At 69.7% G+C, this 10,956-nt stretch carries 10 protein-coding genes; 6 read left to right on the top strand and 4 right to left on the bottom strand.

Going from position 1 to position 10,956, the window contains the following annotated elements; translation table 11 throughout:
• Positions 1 to 394 precede the first annotated feature (394 nt).
• The gene (locus tag AB0C78_RS42605; protein ID WP_360759656.1) at positions 395 to 631 is read left to right on the top strand and encodes a hypothetical protein; all 237 of its coding nucleotides are present in this window, start codon (positions 395 to 397) and stop codon (positions 629 to 631) included.
• Between the two features lie 30 nt (positions 632 to 661).
• Here AB0C78_RS42605 and AB0C78_RS42600 read toward each other — a convergent pair whose 3' ends face one another.
• Both AB0C78_RS42600 and AB0C78_RS42595 read right to left on the bottom strand, forming a co-directional pair.
• Positions 662 to 1,315, bottom strand: coding sequence for a nucleoside triphosphate pyrophosphohydrolase (locus AB0C78_RS42600; RefSeq protein WP_360759653.1), 654 nt, complete (start codon positions 1,313 to 1,315; stop codon positions 662 to 664).
• Positions 1,316 to 1,380: 65 nt separating this feature from the next.
• Positions 1,381 to 2,283, bottom strand: coding sequence for a hypothetical protein (locus tag AB0C78_RS42595; RefSeq protein ID WP_360759650.1), 903 nt, complete (start codon positions 2,281 to 2,283; stop codon positions 1,381 to 1,383).
• Positions 2,284 to 2,417: 134 nt separating this feature from the next.
• Here AB0C78_RS42595 and AB0C78_RS42590 point away from each other — a divergent pair, with 134 nt between their 5' ends.
• Both AB0C78_RS42590 and AB0C78_RS42585 read left to right on the top strand, forming a co-directional pair.
• The gene (locus AB0C78_RS42590; RefSeq protein WP_360759648.1) at positions 2,418 to 3,428 is read left to right on the top strand and encodes an aldo/keto reductase; all 1,011 of its coding nucleotides are present in this window, start codon (positions 2,418 to 2,420) and stop codon (positions 3,426 to 3,428) included.
• Between the two features lie 67 nt (positions 3,429 to 3,495).
• A complete protein-coding gene (locus AB0C78_RS42585) occupies positions 3,496 to 4,404 on the top strand; it encodes a serine/threonine-protein kinase (protein WP_360759645.1) in 909 nt (302 codons plus the stop codon).
• A 50-nt stretch (positions 4,405 to 4,454) separates the two neighbouring features.
• Here AB0C78_RS42585 and AB0C78_RS42580 read toward each other — a convergent pair whose 3' ends face one another.
• Complete coding sequence (locus AB0C78_RS42580; protein ID WP_360759642.1) at positions 4,455 to 5,117, bottom strand: hypothetical protein; 663 nt, start codon at positions 5,115 to 5,117, stop codon at positions 4,455 to 4,457.
• Between the two features lie 129 nt (positions 5,118 to 5,246).
• Between AB0C78_RS42580 and AB0C78_RS42575 the strand changes: the two genes are divergently transcribed.
• The 3 genes from AB0C78_RS42575 (at position 5,247) to AB0C78_RS42565 (ending at position 8,901) form a co-directional block, all read left to right on the top strand.
• Positions 5,247 to 6,530, top strand: coding sequence for a citrate synthase (locus tag AB0C78_RS42575; protein WP_151538796.1), 1,284 nt, complete (start codon positions 5,247 to 5,249; stop codon positions 6,528 to 6,530).
• A gap of 232 nt (positions 6,531 to 6,762) precedes the next feature.
• The gene (locus tag AB0C78_RS42570; RefSeq protein ID WP_360759639.1) at positions 6,763 to 7,986 is read left to right on the top strand and encodes a cytochrome P450; all 1,224 of its coding nucleotides are present in this window, start codon (positions 6,763 to 6,765) and stop codon (positions 7,984 to 7,986) included.
• Positions 7,987 to 8,115: 129 nt separating this feature from the next.
• Positions 8,116 to 8,901, top strand: coding sequence for a hypothetical protein (locus AB0C78_RS42565; protein WP_360759636.1), 786 nt, complete (start codon positions 8,116 to 8,118; stop codon positions 8,899 to 8,901).
• A gap of 68 nt (positions 8,902 to 8,969) precedes the next feature.
• Here AB0C78_RS42565 and AB0C78_RS42560 read toward each other — a convergent pair whose 3' ends face one another.
• Positions 8,970 to 10,190, bottom strand: a complete 1,221-nt coding sequence (locus AB0C78_RS42560; protein WP_360759633.1) for a hypothetical protein — start codon at positions 10,188 to 10,190, stop codon at positions 8,970 to 8,972.
• Positions 10,191 to 10,956 lie beyond the last annotated feature (766 nt).

Below are 10,956 nucleotides of genomic sequence, written 5' to 3'. Positions count from 1 at the left end.
GGGCCCGCGCTTACCTATCCAGCGCGGCCCCACGGCGCGGCCCCACGGCGCGGCCCCACGGCGCGGCCCCACGGCGCGGCCCCACGGCGCGGCCCCACGGCGCGGCCCCACAGCGCGGTCCCAGGGGTGCCGCTCTGGACGCAGGGGCTCACATGGGCTGCTTCGCGGGCGCCGCCCTTTGTGAGCCGCATCATGCAAGCGCACGCAGTACGCCCCCGGGCGCGGTCCTGCGGGCGCTGCTCCGGACGCAGCGCCGCACATGTGCTGCCCGTGTGCGCTGACCTGCGAGCCTGCCTGGTGGGTATCGGATGGCGGCTTGCCTGGGATGGGGATGTCGTGTCGGGCGGCTTGTTGGGCTTTGCTCGAACACTTGTTCGGGCTAGGGTCTGGTCTCGTGCTGATCGATGAACCCGTCTCCGCGGAGACCACCCCGGTGGCCCATCCTTCTCAGATCACCGGTGCGCGCGGGTGCTTCCGGGTGCGCCGGGTCCTGGAGCAGTGGCAGGAACCCGGCGAGGCCCGCTTCTACCGGCTCCAGGTCACGACGCCGGACGGCCCGGCGATCGCGGAGGTGGTCGGGCCGGCCGCGGGAGCCGCCGGCCCGTGGACGCTTCGCCGGATCTGGCCCTGACGCCATCCCGCTGACCGCAGTCGGCGGCGCCTACGGGTGTAGTCGCAGGACGATGCGCTCTGAGAAACCCCCTCGGGTGGTGTGCTCGGCGGAGCGGCTTGCCTCCAGGTCGGCGGGCGTCAGGCCGTGGAGCGCTGCGAGCGCGTGGACGACCTCCAGGACATCGGCGAGTTCGGCGGGGTCTCCGCTCTCCATGTACTCGCCGGCCTCCTCGTAGAGCTTCGCGCGCAGCAGCGACGTGTACTCGCCGCGCTCCGCGACCCGGGTCTCGGGCCGCCGGCCGGTGCTCAGGATGAGGTCGGGGATCCGGTCGCGGACCAGCTTCTCGGTGCGCCCACCACCTTCCTTGGTGCGATGTTCGGTCATGCCGTTCCGGCGGTCCAGCGACTGGATCCATTTCACGGCCACGGCCGCCGTCTGCACCAGCTCGTTCCGCAGCGGCACCGGGTCGGTCTCGGCCAGCGCCTCGTGGAACTCCTCGGCGAGCACATGCCGCCATGTCAGCTCGCCGCGCGCCCAGGCGTCGGCGCAGTCGTCCTTGGCCTTGTCGGCCCCACCGGCGAACTCCGGTCCGGTCCCGTCGGGAAACTCCTGGACGCCCCACATCCGGTCCTGGGCGGCGCGTTCGTCGGCGATGTCGGCGAGGACCTTCTCCAGGGAGCCCGGCTCCTGTTCGTTCCGCATGGCGACCGACGCTAACCGGCGTGCCGCAGCCGTGCAGGTGGCCCGGAGGTGACAGCCCGGGCCGCTCAGTCCGGGTCGGCGTCGTCGGGTTCACAGCTCAGGTAATGGTGCAGGACGGGCGGCAGTTCGTCCCAGAGCCACTCGTTGAGAGAGCCGGGGAAGTCCTCCGGTGCCTGGATCGAGAGGCGGCGGGGCCCGGTCTGGACGAGCCTCACGGGGACGGGCCCGTCGTCCCACACCTCCTCCCGGCTGCCCCAGAACGCCGAGAAGTCGGCGCTCGTCAGCATGAGTTCCGAATGCAGGACATGCTCGCCCCGGTGCCTTCCGAGAGGCAGCAGCCGTTGCGCCGCGGTCCGGACGACGTTCAGAGCGGCGAGGTCGTGGGGGCAGGCCACTCCGGTGATCTCGAGTTCGGGGAGGCCGAAGCGGCGCAGGCCCCGGGTGGTGATGCCCACGCAGGAGCAGCCGTCGATCTCGTCCTCGTCGGCCGTGCAGCGGCCCGCGTTCCGGTAGGGCGGGAGCGTGGCGCCCGTCCAGTCGTCCGCGAGGACGAAGGTCTCCGGGCGCGGTACGGGGAGCGGGTGCACGACCCGGTTCATGTCGAGGTCGACGGGGACGCCGCCGAGCGATCCGGCGAGCGCCTCGGCCGTGGCGCGGGTGATGTGCGGGCCGGCCGGGAGATCGGCGACCGGCAGGACCGAGGTCACCCCGACGTGCCAGTCGCTGCGCCGGACCCGTTCGGCGTCGTCCGGGTCGGTGCTCGTCACCGACCGGAGGTCCCAGGGCGACACCTCGGCCTTGTGCGCGGCGACCATCAGGGCCGGCGTGCCGAGCCGCTGGAACATCCCGGCGCCGAGCCGGCCCGGCAGCCCCTGCCGGAGGGCCGTGGCGACGTCGTCGGGAGTCCGGTCGGCCGCGACGACGAACCGGGTGGTGGTCTCCTCGGGAACGGTGATGGTGATCGGCAAAGGGAGCCTCCTTCGGGCCCTTGCGGGTTCGCGTGACGTCGTCAAGCCTCGGGGAGACGCGGCAGAAACGAGACCTGAACGCGGTTCTGTGGATAAGGCCCGTCATTTGCCATCGAAAAATGGAGAAATGTCCAATGGTCGGTTCGTGGAAGCGATCGAGCAACGCTCCCGCCGCGGGCCACGTCCCGGCATGGGAGGCTGAAAACATGAATGCGACAGGACGGCTGGGGATCGGTCTAGCGGCGGTGGGGCGCCCCGCCTATATCAACGTGGGAAGGACGGAAGAGCTGCCCGAAGACCGCAGCGTCGAGCAGATGCGCGACGCGACCTGGAGCCTTCTGGACGGTGCCTACGCGGCGGGGATCCGGTGGGTCGACACCGCACGGTCGTACGGACGGGCTGAAGAGTTCCTAGGGGAATGGCTCTCCGCGCGTATGCCGCGCGGTTTGACCGTCTCCAGTAAGTGGGGCTACACGTACGTCGGAGACTGGCGCCTCGATGCTCCAGTGCACGAGGTCAAGGAGCACAGTCTCGACCGCTACCGCGCCCAGTACACGGAGACGCGCGCGCTGCTCGGCGATCACCTCTCGGTCTACCAGGTCCATTCGCTCACGGAGGGCAGCCCGCTCTTCGAAGACGTCGGGCTTCAGGAAGCCCTGGCCGAAGCGACCGCCCAGGGTGTCCGAGTCGGCTTCTCCACGTCGGGGCCTGGACAGGCCGGCACCATCCGCCGCGCCATGCGCCTCGAGGTTTCCGGCCGGCGGCTTTTCAGCACCGTGCAATCGACGTGGAATCTCCTAGAGACGTCTGCAGAAGCGGCCCTCGAAGAGGCCCATGCCGCCGGTCTCCACGTCCTGCTCAAGGAAGTGCTCGCGAACGGCCGTCTCGCCGTACGGCCTCCGCGCGCGCTGGCCGCCATGGCGTCCGGCAAAGGCACCAGCGCCGACGCTCTGGCCTTGGCGGCCGCGCTGAGCCGGCCTTGGGCGGACACGGTCCTGATCGGAGCCGTCACCCCGGGCCAGATGGAGGCGAACCTTGCGGCGACGCACCTGTCCCTGAACGAACGGGAGTCGGACACACTGGCCGGCCTTAGCCTCGCGCCCGAGCTCTACTGGCGGGAACGGAGCGAGCTCCGCTGGACCTGACCGGCCGGAGCGGAGGGCCGCCCGTGGCACGATGAAGCCGCGCCCACCATGATCGGATTTCGTGCCCATGCAGCCTGAAGCCCCCCGGATGATCGGCCCCTACCGTGTGGTCGCACGGCTCGGTTCCGGCGGGATGGGCGAGGTGTTCCTCGGCGCTTCACCGAGCCGGCGGCTGGTCGCCGTGAAGGTCATCAGGGACGAGTTGCTGGACGATCCGCGCTGGCGGGCGAGGTTCCGCCGCGAGGTCGTCTCCGCCCAGGCGGTCAGCGGCTTCTACACCGCGGCCGTCGTCGACGCGGACCCCGACGCGGAACGCCCGTGGCTCGCGACGCAGTACATCCGCGGGGTGAGCCTGGCCAAGGTCGTCCGGGAGAAGGGACCGCTGCCCGAGCAGGCGGCCTGCAGGCTGGGGGCGGGCCTAGGGGAGGCACTCATCGCGATCCACCGCGCCGGGATCGTCCACAGGGACCTGAAGCCTTCGAATGTCCTGCTGGCATCGGACGGCCCGCGCGTCATCGACTTCGGCATCGCCCGGCCGCTGGACGCGCTGCCGCTCGCCCGTTCGGAGATCCTGGGTACGCCCGCCTACATGTCGCCCGAGCAGGCACTCGGCGAGCCCGTCACTCCCAAGAGCGACGTGTTCTCGCTCGGCGCCACGCTCGTCTACGCGACGACCGGATCCGCGCCGTTCGGCACGGGCCACAAGGTGCGCGGACGCATCGTCTATGGACGTCCCGACCTCGACCGTCTACCGGACCCTATGCGGGGCCTCGTGACACGCTGCCTCGTCAAGGACCCAGAGGAACGGCCTTCACCGGAGCAGGTCCTCACCGCGCTCTCCACGCTTCTCCACGCGGTCTATGGGGAGGACGAGTTCACGGACGAGATAGGGGACCTCATCGACGTTCAGGAACCCACCTTGATCGAGGTGGAAGGAGAGCAGCCCACCCTGCTCGAGCCGCCTGAGCACGTATGAGGCATTGGCCGCCCCTACGAGAGCGACACGCCGTCCGTCCAGAAGTCGGGTCAGGGCAGGTCGTCCACCAGTGCGTCCCAGAAGGCGTTCTCGTACGCGTGCAGGAGGCGAGCCGCGCGGGACGCCTCCACGGGATCGTCGCCAGAAGCCAGGCCCGCGGCGATAACGGCGAGAGCCTGCTCCTCGAACCCTGGCGGCGACTCGGCGAAGAAGGAGAAGAACCCGACGGCCTCCTCGTCGAATCCGTAGCGTTCGCGAAGCGCTGTGGCGGTACGGGCGCAGTAGGCGCCCCACTCCTCCAGATTGGCCAGCATGGCCAAGGCGACCTCGGTGGAGGTGCCGAACGCCGCACGTTGCGCGAGGTAAGCCGGGTAAGCCTGCGCGAGCGGGAGGGGCTCGTACGCGCTGAGATTCTTCTCACTTTCGCCGAGGGCCGCTGCGAAGCGGCCGAGCAATGTCAGCGCCTCCGCCTCGCCCTGCGCCAGCCCCAGGAACAAGCCGCCCGCCGGTGGCGCCGGGAAACGTGCCGCCAGCAGCGCGAAACTGCGCTGGTCGCTACTGACGATCCGGTGTTCCTCGGCGGCCAGCCGGACCAGGCGTTCCCGGGGTACTTCGCCCGCTTCGAGCAGGTCCAGGAAGCGGTTGCCGTCCGCCCTCGCCGCGACGTCCGCGCGCGCTCGGGCGACCAGTTCCGCACCACTGTTGTCGGTCATGTACTCAGCGCAACATTCGCACGGCCCCGGCGTCAACGAGACGGCCGCCGATCAGGCCATGTGATCACCTCGATACGATGAAGAGCGGAACGTCTACGCAGGTGTGGACGGAGTTGGGAGCGAGCGCATATGTCGGATTTCGAACTCAACCACGCGGGCGGCCGGATGCCCCTCGAGGTCACTGAGTCGACCGAGGGACCTTCGGGACTGCGGGTGGGGAGCCTCCTGAAGGAGACGGGGCACGTCACACTCGACCCCGGTTTCACCAACACCGCGTCCACCACATCGGCGATCACCTATATCGACGGTGAGGCGGGCATCCTCCGCTACCGGGGTTATCCCATTGAGGAGCTGGCGGAGAAATCGTCCTTCCTCGAGGTGGCCTACCTGCTGATCTACGGTGAGCTGCCGACGACCGCCCAGCTGGACGAGTTCACCGACAGCGTCCGCAACCACACGCTGCTCGACGAGAAGTTCCGGGCCTTCTTCTCCGCCTTCCCGCGCCGCGCGCACCCGATGGCGGTCCTGTCGTCGGCGGTCAGCGCGCTGTCGACCTTCTACCAGGACAGCCTCGACCCGTTCGACCCCGAGCAGGTCGACCAGTCCAGCATCCGGCTCATCGCCAAGCTGCCCACCATCGCGGCCTACGCGTACAAGACCTCCAACGGGCAGCCGCTGCTCTACCCCGACAACTCGCTCGGGTACGTGGAGAACTTCCTCCGCATGACGTTCGGGCTGCCCACGCAGCCGTACGAGATCGACCCCGAGATCGTGCGGGTGCTGGACATGCTCTTCGTCCTGCACGCCGACCACGAGCAGAACTGCTCCACCTCCACGGTGCGGCTGGTGGGCTCCAGCCAGGCCAACCTGTTCTCGTCCGTGTCCGCGGGCGTCGACGCCCTGTTCGGACCTCTCCACGGCGGCGCGAACCAGGCCGTACTGGAGATGCTGGAGCGCATCCACCAGAACGGCGACAACATCGAGTCGTTCGTGGAGCGGGTCAAGAAGAAGGAGCCCGGCGTCAAGCTCATGGGCTTCGGGCACCGCGTGTACCGCAACTACGACCCGCGCGCCGCGGTCGTGAAGAAGGCCACCGGCAAGGTGCTGGAGGCGCTCGGCAAGTCCGACCCGCTCCTCGACCTGGCCATGCGCCTGGAGGAGGTCGCGCTCAGCGACGACTACTTCGTCGAGCGGAAGCTCTACCCGAACGTGGACTTCTACACCGGCGTCATCTACAAGGCGATGGGCTTCCCCACGAACGCCTTCACCGTGCTGTTCGCGCTCGGCCGGCTCCCCGGCTGGATCGCGCAGTGGCGCGAGATGATGAACGACACCACCACCAAGATCGGCCGCCCGCGGCAGGTGTACGTGGGGCCGGGCGAGCGCCACTACGTGGAGCCGTCCGCGCGCTGACTGGCCTCGGCCACACCTCCGGTCCACGAGGGGAGCCCCGGCTCCCTCTTGACGGCCGGCATCGCCCCAGCGACGACCGAGTGCGCAGCGGGCGGGCTCACGGCCCGCCCGCGCGCGCTTGCGATACAGGTCCCTGTCCCTCCGAGGCACAGGGCGGTCGACTGATCGCATTCCGGGGTCCCTCCGCGTTAGCCTGTGGACGGCGATTCCCCGGCGGAAGGCGGCCCGGTCGATGCCCTCCCTTGTCGAGACGCGACTGTCCAGTCTGGACTTCTGGGCGACGTCCCAGGCCGAACGCGACGAGGTGTTCGCCGGGCTGAGATCCGCTCAGGATCCCGTCTACTGCCCCCTGCAGGACGAACCCGGCTTCTACGCCTTGACCCGCTACGAGCAGGTCGCCGAGGCGAGCCGCCGTCCCGAGGTGTTCAGCTCGCAGCCCACGGCGGTCAGCCTCGTGGACCCGTCGCCGGAGATCGCCGAGTACTCCGGCTCGATGATCAGCATGGACGACCCCCGGCACGCGCGGCTCCGGCGGATCGTCTCCCGCTCGTTCACCCCGCGCATGGTCGAGCGGTTCGCGGGGGACGTCACCGTCCTCGCCCGCCGGATCGTGGACGAACTCGCCGAGCGCGGCCCGTGCGACTTCGTCGAGCACGTCGCCATGCCGATGCCTCTGCGGATCATCTGCTCGATGATGGGCATCCCGGACTCGGAGTACGACGGGGTCATCGACGCCACGAACATGATCCTGGGAATCGGCGATCCCGACTACGTCGGCCCGGCCGGCGAGGACCGCATCGCGATGCTGCGCGAAAAGTTCGCGCACCTCCACGAGCTCATGGGGGATCTGGGGCGGCTGCGTGGCAAGGAGCCGGCGGACGACCTCGTCACGGCGCTCACGCACGCGAACGTCGACGGAGAGTCGCTCACTACCGTCGAGCTGGCCCGCTTCTTCACGCTGCTGGTCGTCGCGGGGAACGAGACGACTCGCAACGCCTTGTCGCACGCGCTCGACCTCCTCACGCGGCATCCCGATCAGCACGCATTGCTCGTCGGTGAAATTGAGGGCCGCCTCCCCGGTGCGGTGGAGGAGATCGTTCGCTACGCGACACCGGTGACGTGGATGCGGCGTACGCTCTCGCAGGACTACGAGCTGTGCGGGTACACGTACAAGACCGGCGACAGGGTGGTGCTCTACTACAACTCGGCCAACCGTGACGAGGCCGTGTTCCAGGATCCGCATGCATTCGACATCACGCGCTCGCCTAATCCCCACGTCGGTTTCGGTGCGCCGGGGCCGCATTTCTGCCTCGGCGCGCACCTCGCCCGCCGCGAGGTCACGGTCCTGCTGCGGGAGCTCTACACACGCCTTCCCGATCTGCACGCCACGTCGGCTCCGGTCCGGCAGCGTACGAGCTTCATCAACGGGATCAAATCACTTCCCTGCGCCTTCTGAAGGCCGCAAAACAGGACATTAGCCGCGACTTTCTTGGGCTTGTCCACAGAATGGCGTTCCACTATTGCGGTGCGCCGCCATGCACGAGGCTGTTCCGCGTCACACCCCGGTACACGGAAAGGCGCGACCATGCCCGTACAGACCACGAACGCAGACCTCGGACCGAACCAGCTCGCCGCCCGGCTCGGACTGACCCGGTGGCAACTGCGCCTCGGCCGGGAGCACGGCCTGCTCCCCGAACCCGACCTCGACGGCGAACGCTGGTCGGCCCGGCTCGCCGACGAGTGCGCGGACCGGCGCGACCAGGTGGTCGCACGGTTCGGAGAGGAACCTCCGGTCGGCGCGATCCGCGCGGCGGCCCGGCTCGCCGTGCGCACGGGTCTCGACGTCGAGCGCCGCGACGTCGAGGTGCTGGTGGCCCAGGAGGACCTCGAGGTCGTCAGTACCTTCCGCGGACACCCGCTCTACCTCCTGCGCGATCTCGACGCCCTCGACCCCACCGCGGTCCGTGACGTCGTCTCCGCTCGGAAGGGGCCGCTGTTCGACAGCGTCGACGCCGGCGGGGCGGTGACGATCCTCGGCTGGCCGCGCAAGACCTTCGATCGCATCGCCGGTGAGCGCGCCCTGGCGACCGACCGGTTCGGGCGCTACGCGCTCGCCGACATCCACGCCCTGGCCGCGGACGAGGAACTCGCACAGGAGGTCCGCGAGGAGAAACTCCGGAGGGCACTGGCGAAGGCGAGACGGGCCGAGACCGACATCGAGGACGTCGTGCGCGGCTGGATGCTGCGCTGCACCGCCTATCTCGACCGTGACGCAGACCAGCCTCCGGACCCCGCCCTCCTCGGCCGCGCGATCCGCAACCTGGTGGGAACGAGGGCCGAGAGCGCCAGATACGAGCGAGAGACCCTGTGAAGGGCGCCCACGACCCGCGATGGCGCCGAGAAACCGCTGCGTCTGTTAACCGGCGGCGGCGAACGTGTTCACGCCCGCCGCGAGTTGTAACGCCGCCCGGGTGGGCGCCTCCGGTCCTTGGCCTGGCGGGCGATGGCGGCGTGGAGCCGGTCGCGGGCCTCGGTCCGGGACATCGCCGGGAGGCGCTGGGGGAGATGGGCCGCCAGTGTGGCGGGAGCGTCGACCAGGCCGTCGTCGTCCACGACGGCCTGGGCACCCGGCCACGGCCCGAGGAGGACCGCGGACAGACCGCCCGGGTGGCGGTCGAGGAGCGCGCTGATCCGGCCGGCCTCCTCCGCGCAGTCGGCGACCAACAGAAGGCGCCGGGCCGCGGGCGTCCCGGCGTTCTGCCGGATCGCGAGCTCCGTCTCCAGGTAGGCCAGGGCGGCGTCGAGGTTGCCCGGGATGAACAGCCCCGCGGCGTTCTCGTCGAGCAGTTCGTCCTCGGCCAGTCCGAAGAGGCGGCCCGCATCGGGCCGTGGGAGCACGACCAGGGAACTGTCACCGTGCTCATCGAGCGCGGAGAGGGCGAGCACCCGCGCGCTGTCCGCTGCCCCGCTTCCCGCGAGCGCCAGCGCGGGCACGGCGAACGGGTCGAGAGACGGACGGTAGGTGAACGGGACGGGCCGCGAGTCGGGGCCGCCGGTGGATGCGCTGAGCACCGGCATCCCCGCGGTCGCCGCAGCGAGGATCCGGTGCCGGAACGGATAGCAGATCGCCGCGGCCGCCGGAAGGAGGAGACCGAGCAGAAGGACCGGTTGCACCGGACGGATCTGCGGCTCGTCGTCGGCCTGCTCACGCAGGCGCACCGGGGCCTGGCTGGTGTCCTCACCCCCGGCGGTCCCCGTCGGAACCGGCGTCGGCACGGGAGCTTGGGGAACGCCGTCCGGTGCCTGCAACGCGGGGCGGGGACTCGGGTGGTCGAAAGGCTTCGGCGGCGCGGGTCGCCGGCGTCCGCTCCTCGGGCCCTTCTCGAACGGGCCCCGCCTGCGGGCGGCGTCTCCGGGGCCCGCCGTCCTCCTCCGCGAGCCGTCGAACATCGCCAGCCACGCCTCCCTGCACAGCTGCGCGGTGTACCAGTCGCGGTCGAGGACGTTCCGGCAGTGGACCGGCGCCGATCTTCGCGGCTCCGGCTGCGGCCCGGACGCGGCATCAGCGGGCGCCGCGCTGAAGGAGATCACGCCCGCCGCCGCCGTGCAGCCGAGCAGTCCGCAGGTGCAGCGGACGATTTCGCCGAATATGTCTGTCATCCTGGGATCTGCCAGGAAACGGGTCATCTTCGCCCCGGGGGATCGCGTTGGTCACCGTCAGAATGCCGATCGTAGTCAATTCGGCTACGGAGCGTTGACCATTGCTCGCACTCGACTCACCGATCGTCCGGTCACCACACCAGCGAAATGTGCTGCACATCCATAATCGTCCGGGGCGTCCCGAGCGCGGCCACACTTGACCAACGCGAAGGTTCACGCATGCGAACCGGAAAGTAAGGTTCCCCGACCTCACCCCAAGACGTTCACCTCAACACTCAGGAATTTGGGTACACCCGCCTAAAGTTGCAAAGGTCACCGAAACAAACAAAACCGAACAACATCGACGTTCCGCCCTGGCGTCCGCTGCAACCCCGATGGCGCGCCGGGAAGCATCCACCTGACCAGCGATTCACCTCCAACCACCTGCAGCCAAACCCCAGTCGACCAGCATCCTGCTGGGGACATAGCATCCTGCAGGCATGCGCCGCGAACACAACACATGGCGTCGCATCCGACTGGCGCTTCGCAAACCCACAACCTCGAGCGTGCATGCCGGACGTCCAACCTCGTAAGCAAGCGCCGAATCCACCAAACGCCGCGAGCACCCACCACGTGCACTCACGCCATGAACGCGCGGGCCCCCTGCGCCGGGGGCGGGCACCAAAAGAGCCTCGCGCCCCAGCGCCGTGAGCGAGCACCAAAGGCGGCTCGCGCCGGCGAGCGAGCGCCAGACGGGTTATCCGCCGCAGGCGCCCTGCGCCGGCCA

It is taken from the genome of Actinomadura sp. NPDC048394, from assembly GCF_040651755.1.
GTDB lineage: Bacteria > Actinomycetota > Actinomycetes > Streptosporangiales > Streptosporangiaceae > Spirillospora > Spirillospora montaniterrae.
The sequence above is the reverse complement of the archived record's forward strand: the minus strand, read 5'-3'. Positions and strand labels throughout refer to the sequence as shown.